Annotated in this window: 15 protein-coding genes; 5 read left to right on the top strand and 10 right to left on the bottom strand. The window is 73.6% G+C overall.

The window, feature by feature from the left end:
* Positions 1–104: 104 nt before the first annotated feature.
* Positions 105–536, bottom strand: a complete 432-nt coding sequence (locus AB6L24_RS01975) for a hypothetical protein (RefSeq protein ID WP_405651291.1) — start codon at positions 534–536, stop codon at positions 105–107.
* 446 nt (positions 537–982) lie between these two features.
* Here AB6L24_RS01975 and AB6L24_RS01980 point away from each other — a divergent pair, with 446 nt between their 5' ends.
* Entirely contained in the window at positions 983–1,507 is a 525-nt protein-coding gene (locus tag AB6L24_RS01980) for a helix-turn-helix domain-containing protein (RefSeq protein ID WP_405657003.1), read from the top strand.
* 82 nt (positions 1,508–1,589) lie between these two features.
* Positions 1,590–2,312, top strand: coding sequence for an NUDIX hydrolase (locus AB6L24_RS01985; protein ID WP_405651294.1), 723 nt, complete (start codon positions 1,590–1,592; stop codon positions 2,310–2,312).
* Here AB6L24_RS01985 and AB6L24_RS01990 read toward each other — a convergent pair.
* From AB6L24_RS01990 to AB6L24_RS02005, 4 genes are all read right to left on the bottom strand, one after another.
* Complete coding sequence (locus tag AB6L24_RS01990) at positions 2,284–2,889, bottom strand: ClpP family protease (protein WP_030356926.1); 606 nt, start codon at positions 2,887–2,889, stop codon at positions 2,284–2,286. The two genes, AB6L24_RS01985 and AB6L24_RS01990, sit on opposite strands and share 29 nt — an antisense overlap.
* Before the next feature lie 44 nt (positions 2,890–2,933).
* Positions 2,934–3,581: an ATP-dependent Clp protease proteolytic subunit gene (locus AB6L24_RS01995; RefSeq protein WP_405651297.1), complete on the bottom strand. Its 648-nt coding sequence runs from the start codon at positions 3,579–3,581 to the stop codon at positions 2,934–2,936.
* Between the two features lie 190 nt (positions 3,582–3,771).
* Positions 3,772–5,673, bottom strand: a complete 1,902-nt coding sequence (locus AB6L24_RS02000) for a protein-arginine deiminase domain-containing protein (protein ID WP_405657004.1) — start codon at positions 5,671–5,673, stop codon at positions 3,772–3,774.
* A gap of 229 nt (positions 5,674–5,902) precedes the next feature.
* The gene (locus AB6L24_RS02005; protein WP_405651300.1) at positions 5,903–6,697 is read right to left on the bottom strand and encodes an SAM-dependent methyltransferase; all 795 of its coding nucleotides are present in this window, start codon (positions 6,695–6,697) and stop codon (positions 5,903–5,905) included.
* 202 nt (positions 6,698–6,899) lie between these two features.
* On the opposite strand from AB6L24_RS02005, the gene AB6L24_RS02010 reads away from it, so the two are divergent.
* Positions 6,900–7,478 (top strand): phosphoesterase, encoded by a 579-nt coding sequence (locus AB6L24_RS02010; protein WP_405651303.1) that lies wholly within the window; start codon positions 6,900–6,902, stop codon positions 7,476–7,478.
* Positions 7,475–9,040, top strand: coding sequence for an alkaline phosphatase D family protein (locus tag AB6L24_RS02015; RefSeq protein ID WP_405651306.1), 1,566 nt, complete (start codon positions 7,475–7,477; stop codon positions 9,038–9,040). The genes AB6L24_RS02010 and AB6L24_RS02015 overlap by 4 nt, the downstream gene beginning before the upstream one ends.
* 10 nt (positions 9,041–9,050) lie before the next feature.
* Here AB6L24_RS02015 and AB6L24_RS02020 read toward each other — a convergent pair whose 3' ends face one another.
* The 3 genes from AB6L24_RS02020 to AB6L24_RS02030 are packed head-to-tail and all read right to left on the bottom strand — an operon-like array spanning position 9,051 to position 12,622.
* Positions 9,051–9,701, bottom strand: a complete 651-nt coding sequence (locus AB6L24_RS02020) for a hypothetical protein (RefSeq protein WP_405651309.1) — start codon at positions 9,699–9,701, stop codon at positions 9,051–9,053.
* Between the two features lie 57 nt (positions 9,702–9,758).
* A complete protein-coding gene (locus AB6L24_RS02025) occupies positions 9,759–10,436 on the bottom strand; it encodes a response regulator (protein ID WP_405651312.1) in 678 nt (225 codons plus the stop codon).
* Positions 10,433–12,622 (bottom strand): sensor histidine kinase, encoded by a 2,190-nt coding sequence (locus AB6L24_RS02030; protein ID WP_405651314.1) that lies wholly within the window; start codon positions 12,620–12,622, stop codon positions 10,433–10,435. The genes AB6L24_RS02025 and AB6L24_RS02030 overlap by 4 nt, the downstream gene beginning before the upstream one ends.
* Before the next feature lie 121 nt (positions 12,623–12,743).
* On the opposite strand from AB6L24_RS02030, the gene AB6L24_RS02035 reads away from it, so the two are divergent.
* Entirely contained in the window at positions 12,744–15,533 is a 2,790-nt protein-coding gene (locus tag AB6L24_RS02035) for a hypothetical protein (RefSeq protein ID WP_405651316.1), read from the top strand.
* Between the two features lie 91 nt (positions 15,534–15,624).
* Here AB6L24_RS02035 and AB6L24_RS02040 read toward each other — a convergent pair whose 3' ends face one another.
* Together AB6L24_RS02040 and AB6L24_RS02045 are read right to left on the bottom strand one after the other, a co-directional pair.
* Positions 15,625–15,771: a hypothetical protein gene (locus AB6L24_RS02040; RefSeq protein WP_405651318.1), complete on the bottom strand. Its 147-nt coding sequence runs from the start codon at positions 15,769–15,771 to the stop codon at positions 15,625–15,627.
* A gap of 337 nt (positions 15,772–16,108) precedes the next feature.
* A complete protein-coding gene (locus AB6L24_RS02045) occupies positions 16,109–17,620 on the bottom strand; it encodes an LVIVD repeat-containing protein (RefSeq protein WP_405651321.1) in 1,512 nt (503 codons plus the stop codon).
* Positions 17,621–17,731 lie beyond the last annotated feature (111 nt).

The raw sequence follows: 17,731 nt of genomic DNA on the forward strand, positions 1-17,731 counted from the left end.
GGAGGGCATGACGAAGGGGGACGGCCCCGGGGACCGGTCCGGGCGCGGGGCAGGCTCGTGCCCCGGCGGGTCCGGCCTGTCGGGCGGCGTCCGGTGAGGTGTCGTCAGCTCTGTCGGGCCGGGGGTCCGCGCGGCTCGGGCGCGGCGTCCGCGAACCGCGGGGACGGTGTGGAGGTGCCCGGCCGTGCGTCCGGTCCGCCGAGGGCCCGCAGCGGCGCGCGGTCGGCGGTGGCACCGGTGGCGCCGAAGTACGGCGGGTGCGGGACGTGGGCCTGGTGGAGGTGCGCGACGGTCGCGTGGACGGCGCGCGGGGTGTCCTGGCCGGACGAGGCGTACGGGCCGTGCGCCCTGGGGCGTTGCTGGCCCGGGGAGTTGGTGGAGTGCGGACCGCTCGACTGGGCCGCGGCCGTCCAGGCCTGGACGGCGGGCCCCGTGGCCGCGCTCGCGGCGCGGGACGGCACGGCGAACGCAAGGACGGCGACGACGGCCGAGAGGAGCGACGCGGCCAGCCTGGCCGACCGGGTGCGATACGGCACGCGGGGCCTCCTGGTCGAGTCGGTGCCGGGGCGGCGTCTGGTCGGCGGCGGTCGGTGTGCGGACAGGTGGTGTGCGGACAGGTGGTTCGTGGGTGAGCTGGTCGTCCGGGAGCGGTCGGTAGCTGAGCGGTCGTTACGTCGAGTCGGTGCGAGGTCGGTGTGCGGTGGGCGCGCGGGGCGCCAACCGCTTCAACGCGCGGGGCAATTGATTAGGTTCCCGGCTGCGCGCTCCGGAGTACGGCGGCCGGACACGTCCCCCTGTCCGGCTCGGCCACACCCCGAGCCCGCACCGGACTTCGCCCTCGGCAGAACGCGCTACGCCATCGGCAGAACGCCGACCACGGCGGGAACACCGCTCCTAGCCTGAAGCCGTGAGCAGCCACGCGACGAACCCGACGAATCCGACGAGCCCTCCGCACCGGGCGGGCCGGGCCGCCGCCCGCGTCATCCCCCTGCGGCCCGCGCGCCCCACGCGCCAGGCCCGGGACGCCGAGGCCACCGCGCCGGGAGCCACCGCCCCGGCCGCCGCGCCCGCACCCGCCGCCGCACCCACCGCCCCCGGCCCCGCCCCCAAAGAGCCCCTGTGGCGCCACCTCGTCGGAAACGTCCTGCGCCGCGAACGCCGCGCCCAGGAGCGCACCCTGAAGGACGTCGCCGACGCGGCCCGGATCTCGGTGCCGTACCTCTCCGAGGTGGAGCGCGGCCGCAAGGAGGCGTCCTCCGAAGTGCTCGCCGCGGCGGCCGCCGCGCTGGGCCTCGACCTCGCCGACCTCCTCGCGCTGGCCCACGGCGAACTGCTCGTCGCCGCCCGCCGCCCGCGCTCCCGGGACCAGCGGGCCGCGACGGCCGCCCAGCGCCCGGCCGCGGCACCCCAGCAGCGCGCGGTGTCCATCGTCACCACCCCGCTCGCGGCGCCCCACGGCACCACGAACCAGGGCTCGCACCAGGCCCGGCTCCAGCTCGCCGCCTAGGCAAGGGGTGCCCGCGGTGCCGGTCGGCCCGACGCCTCCCCCGCCCGGCGTCGAGCTCCTGGACGTACACCGTCTCCGTCTCGTGGAGACACCCGCGCCCGAGCCGCCGCCGTGGGAGCGGCTCGCCATGGACCGCGTCTGGGACGAGGCGGTCCGGGCCAACCCGAGCCTCTTCGACGGGCCGGTGGCGGCGTGCGCGGGGCTGACCCGGGAGGGGCCGCACGGCGTGGTCCTCACCTGGGCGAGGACCACGTACCGGCGCTACGCGCTGCGGCGGGTCCCCGGTGCCACCGCGCACCTGCCCGCGCTCTTCACCGACGTCGTGCAGCCGACCGGCGACGGCCGCCTGCTCGTGGGCAGGATGGCGCGCTGGACGTCCGCGCCCGGCCGCTGGCTGCTGCCGGGCGGATCCATGGAACCGCCCGGCGACGGCCAGGTCCTCGACCTGGCCGCGCTGCGCCGGCACGCCTCCCGGGAGCTGGCCGAGGAGACGAGCGTCGAGTCGGCGCCCGAAGCGCTCCGGCTGTGGCTCGTGACGCGCGGGGCGCACGGCGGCGTCGGTGTCCTGTTCCTCGCGCCGCCCCGCCCGGCGGCGGTGCTGCGCGAGCGCTTCGCGGCGCTGGTCGCCGCCGAGACGGCCCGGGGCCGCGAGCCGGAGCTGGACCGGATCGCGCTCGTCGGCTCCCGGGCCGAGGTGGCGGATCTCGCCGGGCCGCACACCGGCCTCGCCGACTGTCTGGAGCCGGTCGTCGGCCGGTACGCGGCGGGCGCACCGCTCAGGCAGCCACCGCCCGGCGGCGGCTGACGACCTCGTCGGCGAGGCCGTAGGCGACCGCCTCGTGGGCGGTGAACACCTTGTCCCGGTCGGTGTCCGCGCGCAGCGTCGCCACGTCGTGGTGGGTGTGCCGGGCGAGGACCTCCTCCACCTGGGCGCGGATCCGGACCATCTCCTTGGCGTGCAGGCTCAGGTCCGACACGGTGCCCTGCTGGCCGCCGCTCGCGGGCTGGCCGAGCAGCACCCGGGCGTGCTCCAGGACGAACCGCCGCCCGGGGTCGCCGCCCGCGAGCAGCACGGCCGCGGTGGAGGCGGCCTGGCCGACGCAGAACGTCGAGATCGGCGCGCCGACGAACGTCATGGTGTCGTAGATCGCCATGAGCGAGGTGACGGAGCCGCCGGGCGAGTTGATGTAGAGCGCGATCTCGTGCTCCGGCGCGGCCGACTCCAGGTGGAGGAGCTGGGCGATGACGACGTTGGCGACGCCGTCGTCGATCTCGGTGCCGAGGAAGATGATGCGCTCGGACAGGAGCCGGCTGTAGACGTCGTACGCGCGCTCGCCCTGCGGGGTGCGTTCGACGACGGTCGGGATCGTGTACTGGCTCATGGTCATCGGGGGCAGGCCCCCGTGCCGCGTGGCGTGGTTCATCGCTACAGCCCCATCCGTCGCTTCGAGGCCGCCGGGCGGACGTCGGCGAGCGACGTCACGACGTGGTCGACCATGCCGTACTCCTTGGCCTGTTCGGCCGTGAACCAGCGGTCGCGGTCGCCGTCGCGGGCGATGGTCTCCGGGGACTGCCCGGTGTGCTCCGCGGTGATCCGCTCCATGGTCCGCTTGGTGAACTCCAGGTTCTCCGCCTGGATCGCGATGTCGGCGGTGGTCCCGCCGACGCCTGCCGAGGGCTGGTGCATCATGATGCGCGCGTTCGGCAGCGCGTGCCGCTTGCCGGGGGTGCCGACGGTGAGCAGGAACTGGCCCATGCTGGCGGCGAAACCCATGGCGAGGGTGGACACGTCGTTGGGGATCAGCTGCATCGTGTCGTAGATGGCGAGCCCGGCGTGCACGCCGCCGCCGGGGCTGTTGATGTACAGGCTGATGTCGGTGCGCGGGTCCTCGGCGGACAGCAGCAGGAGCTGGGCGCAGACGCGGTTCGCGGACACCTCGTCGACCTGGGTGCCGAGGAACACGATGCGCTGGCCGAGCAGTTGGGCGGCCAGCTGGTCGTCGAAGCGGTTGGCGGGGGTGTCCCCGTCCTCGGCGCGCGGGTGCGTCGGCCAGTCGGTGCGCGGCGGTGTCATCTCGGGCCTCCTCGTCGTGGTGCGGTCGGTGGGACCACTGTGGATCGCGAAGAGGAGGACCGGCCGCTTTCTCGGCCGTCGGCAGATTCGCCGACGGCAGAGGCGGGACCGGCGCCCGTGCTACGGATCCTTTGGACGCGGAGGCGGGACCGGCGCCCGTGGTGGCGCGCCGGTCCCGCGGAGAACGGCCCTACGCCTTGGGCCACCACGGCGCGGTGGCGTCGCGCAGCGTGTTGGTGCCGCAGTGCACCTCGCCCATGCCGAGGTGGTACGTGTACCAGTCGTCGATGTACGTCGTCTTGAAGCCCGCCTTGGCGTACACGGAGGTCACGGCGTCGGTGAAGATGTCGCGGCCGCCGATGACGGGACCCCACTGCTGGGGCGCCAGGTAGCTCGTCGGGCTCAGCAGGACGCCGTTGACGGCGCCCGGCACGTACGCGCTGTGCGTGCGGGTGGGCGCGGCCTGGCGTGCGGAGGCGCCGCCGTTGTCCTGCCGCTGCTCGTCGGCGCCGCGCAGCTGGTTGAACTTCTGCAGCCGGTCGGGGCCCATGCGGCGCAGCTTGCGGCTGTCGCTGAGGGCGCTGCTCTCGTCCCCGTCGCGCGTGAACAGGCCGGGCACCTTGACGATCTCGTCGTCGGTGATGCCGGTCTCGCGCTTGAGGATGTCGAGGTTCGCCTTGATGCGCTCGGCCGCCAGCTTGTTGTCGGCGTGGAACTTCGACGAGGCGAGGACCTTGTCGATGGTCTCCTTGGGCGCCGGGACGTCGGGGGAACTCGGCACGGAGAACATCTTCTTGGCGCCGTGGCCTTCCCGCTTGGCCTTGGCGAGCAGCTCCACACCCAGGGCCGGGTCGGCGACGCCTATGCGCCAGCCGCGCGGGGTGTCCGCGGGCAGGAACTGCACGAACTCGTCCACGTGGCCGACCGTCAGCCAGGACGTGTCGAGCAGCAGCGGCGCCTGCACGCCCTGCGACTTCAGGAACGTGCGCATCGCCTTGGCGGGCTTGGAGCCGGAGTCGGCGCGGTAGCCCTGGATGATGCGTCCGGCGGGGTAGCTCTTGCCGTTCAGGGTGTACGGCGGAATGGTCTCCAGGTTGCCCATGGAGTTGAGCGTCCACTCCTCGCTCTCGCGCACCCCGTTGACCTGCACGACGCCGACGTCCGGTCCGCGCATCTTCTCGAACAGCTCACGTCCGGCGTCCCGGTCGGGCTGCGCGGAGCGGATGAGGACGCGCATGGTGTGCTGCTTGCCGCCCGGGCCCGGCACGCTCGCGTAGGCCGGCTCGACGAAGTCCTGCGCCCACGGGTCGGCGTACTTGGTGAACTTCGTCATGGGCTTGCTGACCCCGGCGTCCTTCACCTTCTTGGCGAGGTCCTTGACGAACTTCTGCTGGGCGCGGCTGTAGGGGCCCTGGCCCTGCACCTCGGTGACGAGGACTTCCTGGGTGCGCTGCAGGTGGTGGTGGGTGAGGACGGGGGCGGTGCGCAGCACGACGTCGTCGGAGCGGGACGTGCCGCCGCCGGTGACGGTGAAGCGGACCTTCACGTCGCCGTTCCACTTCGCCGCGTCGCGTACGACGTCGGTCGCCTCGACGCCCAGCTCGACACCGGTGCGCAGCTCCTTGGTGGTGAGCTTGTCGGTGGGCCGCAGCAGGGTCCAGCGGCCGTCGCGCTTGATGAAGAGGCGGGACTTCTTGGCACCGGCGCCGACCGTCTTGGCGGTGCCGTGGCTGCCGGCCGGGGTCTTGGGCAGCGGCACGGTCTTCAGCCGGGCCAGGTCGGCGGCGTCGCGCGTGCCGTTGACCTTGGTGTCCGACGCGTCGTTGCAGCGGGCCAGCTTGGCGTCCGTCAGGGGCCGGCCCTGCGCGTCCTTGACGGGACAGCGCTTGGCGTCGTCGTCGACGTTCGGCAGGACGACGGCGCCCCGGGTCGCCGTCCAGGTGTTCTCACCGGCCGAGTCGGTGGTGCCCTCGACGTCGACGCTGCCGTCGCGGTTCACGTCGGCGCGCAGGTCGGGTACCTGGGGCGTGGCCGGGGCGCTGCCCGTCTCGGCCATGGCGGTCGCTCCGGTGGCGGCGAGCACTCCGGCCATGCCGGTGGCAAGGGCGGCGTTTCTCCATCTGTGCGTGCGCACAGTTCCCCTCCTTGTTCTGGCCCTCTGGTCAGTTGGTCAAGGCGAGGGCCGTTGCCAAGGAAGAGTCATCTCGGGCGCGAGAGGTTGATGCGCGGGAGGAAGAGATGAAAATTGCCGTCCGGCGGTGCCCGGGGCTCCGGCGGTGCGGGAGTCCGCGACGATGCTCGGGGCTCCGCCGGTGCCCGGGTCAGGGCTTGCGGGCGACGCCGCCGAAGTCGTCGACCTCCGCGGGCGGCTCGGATCCGCTGGGCGCCGGACGCCACCGGGACACGGAGACCAGGCCGGGCTCGACGAGATCGAGGCCGTCGAAGAACCGGGCGAGTTCCTCGGGGCTGCGGTTGACCCGCGGGTTGTCGCCCGCCTCGTTCCACTGCTCGATCATCCGGCGCATCTGCTCGGGCCGGATCACCTCGGTGTCGTCGCACAGGACGAGGTGGCTGCCGGACGGCAGGGCGTCGGTGAGGCGGGCCACGACCTCGTACGCGGAGTCGTCGGTGAGGTGGGCGGTGATGCCGAGCAGCATCAGCGCGATCGGCTGGGTGAAGTCGAGGGTGGCGGCGGCGCGTTCCAGGATGGTGGCGGGGTCGCGCAGGTCGGCCTGGATGTAGTCGGTCGCGCCTTCGGGGGCGCTGGTGAGCAGGGCCGCGGCGTGGGCGAGGACGATCGGGTCGTGGTCGACGTAGACGATCCGGGACTCGGGGGCGGTCCGCTGGGCGACCTCATGGGTGTTGTCGGCGGTGGGAAGGCCGGTGCCGACGTCGAGGAACTGCCGGATCCCGGCCTCGGCGACGAGGTACGTCACGGCGCGGGCGAGGAAGGCGCGCTGGGCGCGGGCGATCTCGGTGATCTCCGGGTTGGCCGCCCGGATCTCGTCGCCGACGTGACGGTCGACCTCGTAGCAGTCCTTGCCGCCCAGCCAGTAGTTCCAGATGCGCGCCGAGTGCGGCACGTTGCTGTTGATGAGCGACACGTCGTACGTCACGGCGACTCCCCCTGGTCGGTCGGCTCCTGCGGCCACTCAACCTAGCCCGCTGTGGTCGCGGCGTCACGGGAACGGAACGGGAACGGAGGGGACCCCGGCGTCGGCGCCGGGCCGGTAACAGAATTCGCCGAAACGCTTCTCCTGGTTCACACGGGACTGGTGGGCTGACCGCGCTCAACTCACCGATCAACAGGAGGCGCGCGTGAATCTCGTCGTCAACGGCGACGCGGAGAGCGGGGCGGGCGGCACGGCCGACCCCGTCCCGACGGTCCGCGGCTGGAAGGTCGCCCAGGGAGCCCCGGCGCTCATCGCCTACAGCCTCGGCGGGGGCTACCCGACGCCGACGGACCCCGGGCCCGCCCGGCGCGGCAGCCGTTTCTTCGCAGGCGGGAACAGCCCGCGGACCACGCTGGTCCAGGACGTCTCCCTGCCCCGGAGCGGCCCGACGGGGCGGCGCGCCGTCGACGCGGGCAAGGTGCGCTACACCGTGACGGCGTGGCTCGGCGGCTACGCGACGCAGGAGGACGGCGCGCGCCTGTCCGTGGAGTTCCGCGACGCCAAGGGCACCCCGGTCGCCCTCAGCGTCCTCGGCCCGGTCGGCTCGGCCGAGCGCGAGGGCCGCACGGGGCTCCTGGAGCGCACGGCCGAGGCGGCGGTGCCGCCCACCGCCCGCTCCGCGCGGGTCCTGCTCGTCTTCACCCGCAGTGGCGGCGGCACGTCCAACGACGGCTACGCGGACGCCGTTTCCCTCACCCTCGAGCCCGCCGGAGACCGCCGATGACCGTCAACCGCCGTGACCTGCTGAAGTCCGCCGCGGCCGCCGGCGCGCTCAGCCTCGCCTGGCCGCTCGCCCCGGGTCTGACCCCGGCGCAGGCCCGCGAGGCGGCCGAGAGCCTGGGCGCCGAGTACGACCGCGCGCCGTTCACGCTCGGCGTGGCCTCCGGTGATCCGCAGCCCCATTCGGTGGTCCTGTGGACCAGACTCGCGCCCGAACCCCTCGCCGCGGAGCAGAAACTGCCCGAGGTCGTCGAGGTCGACTGGGTCGTCGCCAAGGACCCGGGGCTGCGCCGCGTCGTGGCCCGTGGCACCGCGCCCGCGTCGGCGACGCTCGGCCACAGCGTGCACGTGCCGGTCGGCGGGCTCGCGCCGGGGCGCCACTACTGGTATGCGTTCAAGGCGCTCGGCAGGACCAGCCGCGTCGGGCGTACGAAGACGGCGCCGCGCGGCCGTGTCTCCCAGGTGACCTTCGCGGCCGCGAACTGTCAGGCGTTCCACGACGGCTTCTACGCCGCGCACCGCGGGATCGCCCGCGAGAAGGTCGACTTCGTCGTCCACCTCGGCGACTACATCTACGAGCACGGCCAGGTCGGCGGCGTACCCGAGAAACACGTACGCGACCACGACGGCCCGGAGATCCTCACCCTCGGCGACTACCGCAAACGGCACGCTCTCTACAAGGGCGACAAATCGCTGCGGGAGGCGCACGCGGCCCACCCGTGGTTCCTGACCTGGGACGACCACGAGGTGGTCAACGACTACAGCGGCACCGGGGGCGGCGCGCCGTTCATGCGGCGCCGCGCGGCCGCGTACCAGGCGTGGTTCGAGCACATGCCGCACCGCGACTCCTTCGGCGGCTCCGCGCTGCCCGACCCGGAGATCCACCGCGTGCGCCGCTGGGGCGACCTGCTCGAACTCGCCGTCCTCGACCTGCGCTCGTACCGCTCGGCGCAGAACCTGTCCGACGGCACGATCCTCGGCGCCGAGCAGAAGGCGTGGCTGAAGAAGACCGTGGACCGCGCGCCCGACGCCTGGCACGTGTGGGCGAACTCGATCATGCTGAGCCAGCTCCGGGGGCGGCCCGGCGGCTCGTACATGTTCACCGACCAGTGGGACGGCTTCCTCGCCGAGCGCAAGGAGGTCCTCGGGCACGTGCACAAGAGCGGCCTGGAGGACCTGGTCGTCATCACCGGCGACTGGCACTCGGCGTTCGTCGACGACGTCCGCACGGACTTCGACGAGCCCGAGTCCCCGCTGGTGGGCACGGAGTTCACCGCGCACTCGGTGACGTCCGGCGCGTACTCGGCGGAGTGGAACGCGGCCAACGGCCCCCTGATGGGCAAGGCCAACCCGCATCTGAAGTACTTCGAGGGCAATCGGTACGGCTACGACGTGTACGAGGTCACGCCGGAGCGGTTCAGCGCCCACATGCGGGTCATCGGCGACCGCCGTGATCCGCGCTCGCCCGTCAGCACGCTGACGACGTTCCACGTGGACCGGGGCAAGGCCGGGTCGTACGAGGACGAGGGCACGAAGAACTCGCCCGCGCAGTACCGCAGGGACTAGCGCGGCGGGCTCACCGGCCGTACCACCCCTCGGACGGCGCGCCGTCCGAGGGGTCGAAGGACTGGTGCAGGCCGACGAGCGCGCTCACCAGGCGGGGGTCCCAGCCCTCCTCCAGGACCTGGTAGTCGTCGGCGATGCCTCGGAAGACGAGGTGGGCGCGGCCCGCCTCGTCGCGCCAGATCACCCGGCTCGGCGGGCCGAACCCGCCGTCGCCCTCGGCGAACAGGGCCATGATCAAGGACACCCGGCTCAGCATCAGCCCCAGTGGCCACCACACCGCCCACCAGAAGAGGCGGCCCTTGTGGCCCCGCACGGTGGGGCCCACCGCGGGCTCGACGATCCACTGCGTACGGGCGAACGGAGGACGCCGGTAGGTGATCCTGCCCAGCGGGGCGCCGTACCCGTCGTCGACCAGATAGACGGCCTGCCGTGCGCCCGGGCGCTGCTCGGTCCGGACGCGAGCCATGGGCGCCGGCTCGTCCACGCCGACATGGAAGGTACGTACGGACGCGTCGACACCGCGACCGTGGTCGAGCTCGTGGTCACGGCGCAGCCAAGCCAGTTCGCCGCCGTCGCGCGCCTTCTGGGGCGGCCGCCAGTTCACGATCTGCGGTGCGTTCCTGGTGTAGTCCACCCGGTACGACATGAGCTGCTGCGCCACGTTGCCCCTCTCCCCGTTTCCCCATGGATGCGGCGGTCCCACATGCTCTCATCCGGGTCAGGAGGGGCTGTTGGGGTCCCGGGGACCGGCGAGGCCCACTTCGTACGCGAAGATGATCGCTTGCGCGCGGTCCCGCAGCGACAGCTTGGCCAGCAGGGCGTTCATGTGCGTCTTGACGGTGGAGCGGCCGATGCCGAGGGCCGCCGCGATCTCGGGGTTGTTGAGGCCGCGGGCCACTTCCCGCAGGACGTCGCGCTCGCGCCCGGTGAGGACGTCGAGGCGGCCGTCGGGGCGGGCCCTCGGGCCGACGGTGCCCGTGGCGAAGGCGTCGATGAGGCGGCGGGTGACCTCAGGGGCGAGGAGCGCCTCGCCGGCGGCGACCGTGCGGATGGCGTCGACGAGTTCCTGGGGTTCGCAGTCCTTCAGGAGGAAGCCGGACGCGCCGCCGCGCAGCGCGGTGAAGACGTACTCGTCGCGGCGGAACGTGGTGAGCACCAGGACCCGCGTGGGCGGCTCAGCCGAGGTCAGCAGGCGGGTCGCGGTCAGGCCGTCCATGCCCGGCATGCGGATGTCCATCAGGACCACGTCCGGGCGGCTGACGCGGGCGAGTTCCAGCGCCTCGCCGCCGTCCGCAGCCTGGCCGACCACGGTCAGGTCGGGTTCGGCGTCGATGACGGCCGCGAATCCGGCGCGGACCACGGACTGGTCGTCCACGACGAGCACTCGGACGGTCATGTGGCCGGCTCCTTCGTGGCGGGGGTGTGGATGGTCGGCATGGGGTCAGGCACTGACGCGGGCATCGGCACGGACGCAGGCGCGGGCCCGGTGGGAGCCGGAGCGTCCGGTCCGTCCGGACCGTCCGGTCCGTCAAGTGCGTCCAGAAGCTCCCGCAGCCCCGCGAGCGCCGCGCGCGCCCCGCCCGTGACCTCGGTCAGCGCCGTCCGCACGGCCACGGCCCCGCCGAGACCCGTTTCCGCGTGCCGCACCAGCGCCACGGTGTGCCCCACGACCGCGGCGTGCAGGCCCGCGGCGACCCGCCTCCGCTCCCCCGCCACCGCCTCACCGACCCGCGCCGCGACCCCGTCGAGCACCCGCCGCTCCCAGGGGCCGCCCTCGCCACGGCGGGCCCGGGTGAGCAGGCCGAGCGCCCAGACGGGCAGCAGCCAGGGCACCGCGCCGAGGCCGAGGGCGGCGAGCAGCGCGACCGCGCCGGGGCCCGCCGACTCCCCCGGGTCGCCTGCCACCGCGAGCCCGACCGCGACACCGCCGACCACGCCGACGGCGACGGGTGCGGGCCAGGTCACGCGGGCGGGACCGTACGCGGCGACCGCGTGCAGGGCGGCCAGTTCCGCCGTCCACGCCAGGGCGAGCGGCCCCAGCCAGTCGGAGTCGAGCGGCCCGAAGGCGGCCGCCGCGGACCAGCCGAGGGTCGTCGTCAGCATGGCTGCGAGGGCCGTGACCGGTGCCCGCCGCCGCAGGAACAGCGGGGCGGCGTGCACGCTCAACAGACCGGCAAGGACGGCCAGTTCGGGCCGGGTCAGGCCGGCAAGAAGCGGGTCGGGACCGACGCGGGACAGCAGGAGCGGCAGCGCGGCGCAGAGGACGTACAGCACCGCGTCCATGACCACGGTCCGCACCCGGGGCCGGGCGCCAGGGACCGGCAAGGTCGCCTCGACTCCCCATCCACCGCTTCCTGTTGGCCCGGCGCTCAGCGCTCCACCCACCCCGAGGACCCGCTCCCGCATCCCCGCGAGTCCCCGCCCCGTGCCCGACAGCGCCCCGCCGTCCGCCGTCAGCCCGGCCGTCGGCCTCTCGTTGACCACGGTGACCGTCAACTCCGCGGCGCCGTACCGCAGGCACACCGCGACGGGCGCCCCGGCCGCGTACCGCATCGCGTTCGTCAGGGACTCCTGGACGACGCGGTACGCGGCCACGGAGATGTCGCCGGGCAGCGGGCGGGGGCGGCCCTCGGTGGTGCGGGCGACGGGGAGGCCGAGCCGTTCCAGGCCCGCGCACAGGTCGGGGACGGACTCGTGGGGCGCGCCGGACTCGTCCGTGCCGTCGCCCACGACCGCGACGATCCGGCCCAGCGAGGCGAGGACGTCACGGCCGGTGGCGGCGGCCGAGGTCAGGGCTTCGGCGGCCAGTTCGGGGCGGGTGCCGGCGAGGTGGAGGGCGGCGGCGCTCTGGACGGCGACGGCGGTGAGGTGGTGTCCGGCGGCGTCGTGGAGGTCGCGGGCGAGGCGTTCGCGTTCGGCGTGCGCCGCCGCACGGCGTTCGCGCTCCACGGCGGCGAGGCGGGTGAGGACCTGCGTGCGGCGGGTGGTGCGGTGCCTGCGGAGGGTGCCGCACAGCACGATCAGGAGGTGCAGCAGGGCGCCCGCGACGAGGCTGTCGAGCAGGGGGCCCGGGGTGTCGAGTCCCGCGCCGAATCCGGTGTCGAGTCCCGCGTCGGCTCCGGTGTCGCTTCCTGTGTCCGCTCCGGTGTCGGCTTCCGCTCCGTCGCCGATGCCGGGCACGGGGATCCCGTGCAGGGGGAGCACGGCGGTGGCGAGGGCGGCGGCTCCGAGCGCGCGCCGCGCGGTGCCGTGCGCGGCCAGGGAGAACAGGGCGACCCACAGCGCGCCGGGCAGCGCGGGCGTCAGCGCCGCCTGCGGCAACAGCGCCTCCGCCGCCCCGTCGGCGACGAGCGCCACACCGAAGACCGGCAGCGGCGCCACCCGACGCCACACCAGCGCGACCGCGGCCGACGCCAGGGCGAGGACACCGACGAGCACCTGCGCGACCGCCGCACCGGCAGCGCCGTCGGGCCCGGTCAGGACCCCCGCGAGCACGAGCGTCAGCACGTGCCCCGTGAGCAGCACGGCGGGCACCGCCGCGTCGGCGGCCCCCGGCCATCCGCGTACCGCTCCCCGTCCCACACTCCGACCCTACCGGCGCCTTTCTCCACCCATGGGTGGAGACGACCTGGGCCGGTCGGCCGGGGCCCACTCCCTGCCCAGGCAGGACGTCCGCGCGCCCGCGCCACGGTGTGCTTGAGGCATGAGCATCGACCGACGTACAGCCGTCGCCGGAGGTCTCGCCGCGGGGCTCGCCCTGACCGCGACGGCCGCAGCGGCGAGGACGGCGCCCGGCCGCGACCGGGGCGTCCCTGTGATCACCGTGCGGGGCGAGTCCCCGACCCGCTCCAGCATCCCCACGGCCCGCGACCCGAGGGCGGCGGGCGGCGCGCTCCTCGCCCTGGCCACGGCCGAGCCCCCGCCACCGCCGCGCGGCTGGTACGCCACGTACACCGTGGACGTCCCGACCGCGGGGCCGTACCGGATCGAGGCCGTCGCGACGGTCCCGGTGGAGCAGCCGCACACCGAGGAGACCGGCTCGTACTTCCGGCTCGCCGTGAACGGCGGGGCGTCGTGGGCGGTGGCGCGCTCGCAGCCCTACTGGTACGAGTCCCCGAAGGCGTGGGGCGACCTGTCGCGTCTCACGCTCGGCGACGTGGAGCTGCGGCGCGGCGTCAACACCGTCACGTTCACGGTCGACGGGCCCACGGTCCTCGACGACTACAACGGATACCGTTTCCTGCTCGACGAGTTCACGCTGACGCCCGTCCCGGTCGCGCTGCGGTCCGTGCGGCTGCGGGGACCGGCGAACAACCTCGGCCACTGTCGCGGGGACGCCCCTGCGGAGCTCCGCTTCGGCCTGAACGGCGCGGCGCCGCGCGCGCTGACCGTGACCTACCGCGTCCTCGACTACTACTCCCGTCAGGTGGCGTCCGGAAGCGCCCCGGTCCCGCCCGGCTCCGGGACGGCCCACGCCGCGCTCCCCGCGCTGCCGCCCGGCAACTACCGTGCCGTCGCGGCGCTGACGACGGCCCCCGAGGACACCGTCACCGGCTGTTTCGCGCGCCTGCCCGCGCGGCGCGCACCGCGCGGCCCGGCGAACCGCTTCGGCGTGAACGTCTTCACGCACGCCCTGGTCCCGCCTCCCCTCCTGCCCGCCCTCGCGACGGCCATGGAGTCGATGGGCGTGCGGTACGTGCGCGACGGCAGCGTCTGGCCGGCCGCGCAGCGCGAGCCGGACGGGCCGTTCGACAGCGGCCTGCACGAGGCGGTCGTCGAGGCGTTCCAGAAGCGCGGCCTGAAGGTCCTGGAGGTCGTCTCGCCGCCGCCGGGCTGGGCGTTGACGCCGACGTCCACGCCGCTGCCCGCCGACCTGCGGCACGCCTACCGCTACGGCGCGCACCTGGCGGGCCGCGGCAAGCGGGTCGTGTCCGACGCGCTCCAGCTGTCCAACGAGCCGGACGTGGACGACACCGCGAGCACGGGCGACCAGCACGCCGCGTTCGTGAAGGCGGCGGCGCTGGGCATGACGGACCAGCCGGACGCGCCGCCGGTGGTCCTGCCGGGCATCGCGGTCGGGGGTGTGTTCCAGGAGCTGATGCTGCACAACGACGTGGTGCGGTACGCGGACGTGTGGAGCTTCCACGGCTATCCGGCGCCGGACGACACCGACCCGGACTTCCCTTCGTCGGCGGAGGACCAGGAGGAGCTGCGGGAGCAGTTCGGGGCGACGACGCCGCTGTGGATGACGGAGTCCGGCGCGTTCCTGCCGGCCGAGCCCGGCACGGACCTGGCGTACGCGACGCAGCGCACCCAGGCCCGCTATCTCGTCCTGTCGACCGTGGAGAGCCTGGCGGCGGGCACGGACCGGCAGTTCTGGTTCTGCGGGCCGCCGTGCACCGACGAGGGCGTGTCGTTCGCGCTGCTCAGCCGCGACTTCCAGCCGCTGCCCGCGTTCAGCGCGTACGCGGCCCTGACGGGGCTTCTCGGGGAGGCCAACTACGTCGGTCTGCTCGAGGAGTTGCTGCCGCACGCGGCCGGGTTCGTGTTCGGGGACGGGGCCGGGCGCACGGTCACGGTGGTGTGCGCGCCGAGGCCCCGGGACGTGGACGTGCCCGTGCCGAACGGTGCGACGCGGGTGTACGACATCATGGGCGCCGCCCGCGGCGCCCCGGCCCGGTCGCCTCACGGCACGGTCCGTGTCGCCGCGTCCCGCGACCCCCTCTACCTGGTGACCGACGCACCCCCTCCCCGCCGCCCGAGGCCCCCGGCGGGTGACGACCGCACCCGGACCCGGCCGCTGTCCGCCGCGGAGCACATCGTCCTCAGCCAGCGGTACGCGGCCGCGAACGCCGCGCCCAACAAGGAGGACGGGGACGCGGAGCCGCCGCTGGGCTACCGGCTCGGCGCGTCCACACGTATGACGGTCGACGTCTACAACTTCAACACCGCAGCCCAGACCGTGACGGTGTCCGGACGGGCCTTCGGCGGCTGGTCGGTGACGCCACGTCAGGAGCGGGTGCGGGTGCCCGCCGGGGGACGGGTCGGCGTGGACTTCACGGTCGCGGCGGGTGCGAAGGTGCGTCCCGGTGTCGATCTGCCTCTCGTCTTCGATGCGGACCTGGGCGGTGCGGCCGTGCCGCCGTCCGTGGCCCGCGTCCAGCGCCGCCGGGACCGGCCGCACCAGCGGCCTGGCAGGCAGCCCGCCCTCGCCCCGGTGATCGACAAGGTCACGCCGAAGGACGGCGCCGCGGTCACCGGCCCGTCCGTGCGGCTCACGGCGCGCGTCGCGGACGCGGTGTCGGGCGTCGACGCGGAGCGGGTCAGCGTGGAGGTCGACGGCGAGCGCATCGCGCACCGCTTCGACGCGGACAGCGGAGGGCTGACGGCGACGGCTCGGCTGCGGGCGGGGCGGCACACGTTCCTGATCCGCGCGTTCAACCACGCGCATGCTCCGGTGGCGCGGTCGGTGACGGTGCGGGTGCGGGGCTGAGGGTCGGGCTCGGCGGGGGCCGGGCGCGCGCTGCTGACTGCGTGCGCACCGGCCCCTCGGAGCGGCCGGGCGCCACGAAGCTCGGCTTCCGCTACGCCGACGGCACGTCCGCCGACCGGCCGCTCGACGTCACGGTCAACGGCACCCAGGCCACCGACAACCTCTCCTTCCCCGGCACCGGCGCCTGGACCACCTGGAAGACGGCCACCGTCACCCCGCAGGGCCCGGCCGACACCATGGACGAGGTCAACCTGATCCAGAAGCGCGGCACCTACGGCTGGCCGAACTGCGTGGGCACCAGCGGCATCACGATCGCCAATGACCACGTGTTCGTGACCACGACCAGGGGTGAGCGGGTCTACCGGCTGCGCACCGTCGAGGTCGACCCGAACGGCGACATGTGGCTGACCACGTCCACGGACAAGGACGGCACGGCGGGCCAGGACGGCGCCAAGCAGAAGGCCATGGGCAGCGGCACCAACTCCCGCCAGCAGCACGACAGTGAGTCAGGGGATCCGCAGAGGGGCCGTCCGGCTCGTGCCGGACGGCCCCGATCGGCTGAGCTCCCGAGAGGGTCAGTCGTTCCAGCCGAAGTAGTCCGGCTGCGTCTGCACGTTCAGCTCGTGCATCCGGACCCGCTCCGCGGGCTTGGTGCGCTTGTCGTTGAGCTTCAGTACGTCGAAGCCCTTGACCATGTCGTTCGAGTAGATGTGGCCGTTGTAGTAGTACGCCGACCAGGAGCCGCCGCCGACGAGTTGGTCGGCGGAGAGGGGACCGCGTTCGAAGTAGGCGATCTCCTTGGGCTTGGTCGAGTTGGTGAAGTCCCAGACGGAGATGCCGCCCTGGTACCAGGCCTGGACCATGAGGTCCTTGCCCTTGACGGGGATCAGGGAGCCGTTGTGGGCGACGCAGTTCTCGGTGTCGGCCTGGTGGCGCGGGATCTTGAAGTAGCTCTTGAAGACGAGCTTGCGCTTGTCGCCCCAGCCCTTGATCTCGTAGATGCCGTCGGCGCCGCGGTTCGGACCGATCTCGGCGTTGCAGGTGGCGCCGCCGCCACCGCCCAGCTCGTCGGTGAACACGACCTTGTCGGCGCGCTGGTTGAAGGTCGCCGAGTGCCAGAACGCGAAGTTCACGTTGTCCTGGACGCGGTCGATCACCTTCGGGCGTTCGGGATCCTTGATGGAGAACAGGATGCCGTCACCCATGCAGGCGCCCGCCGCCAGGTCCTTGGAGGGCAGGACCGTGATGTCGTGGCAGCCGGTGGTCTTGGAGACGCCCGGGTTGGTGGGCCCGCCCGGGTTGCCGCCGCCGTCCGGGCCCTCGCCCGGGAACAGCACGGGGAAGCCGACCAGTTCGGCCTTGTGCGGGGCCTTGCGCGGCACCTTGATGACGGAGATGCCGTCGTGCGGCGGCTGGCAGTCGGGGAACGACGCGCTCGGCGCGTACGAGGAGACGTACACGTAGACGTTGCGGCGCTCGGGGACCAGCGTGTGGGTGTGCGAGCCGCAGGCGGTCTCGACGGCGGCGACGTAGCGCGGGTTCTGCTTGTCGCTGATGTCGAAGACCTTCATGCCCTCCCAGGACGACTTCTCCGTGGCGGGCTGCGTCGTGCTGGAGCAGGAGCTGTCACTGCGTGAGGAGTCCGTCGACAGGAACAGCAGGTCGCCGGAGACCGACACGTCGTTCTGCGAACCGGGACAGAGGACCTGCGCGACCGTCTTCGGCTTCTTCGGGTTGCTGATGTCGAAGATGCGGAAGCCGTCGTAGTTGCCCGCGAAGGCGTACTTGCCCTGGAAGGCGAGGTCCGAGTTGGTCCCGGGCAGCGCGTCCTTGGGGATGTTCGTCAGGTGCTCGATGTTGTCGGAGTGGACGATCTCGTCCGGCGCCGGGATCTTGCCGTCGGATATCGCCTTCCTGGTGTCCTCGGCGTCGCTCTTCGACACCTTCTTGGGGGCCTTGGGGGTGTCACCCGGGTCCGGGGTCGCCCCGGCGGGCGCCGCGGTCAGCAGCGCGGCCAGCAGCCCGGCCGCGGCCGCGACAACTCCCAGGCGTCTGCGGCGCGTTCTGGGTTCGTTCAACAGGGTCACTGCGTCCTCCCTTGTGCCCGTTCGGGGGCGAACGGTTCACGGACACCCGCAGTATCGTGCTCCTCATGTACAAATCAACAGATGGCAACGCAGTCGTAATGAACATTTCTG

This window comes from Streptomyces sp. RK9, from assembly GCF_045070545.1.
GTDB lineage: Bacteria > Actinomycetota > Actinomycetes > Streptomycetales > Streptomycetaceae > Streptomyces > Streptomyces alboflavus.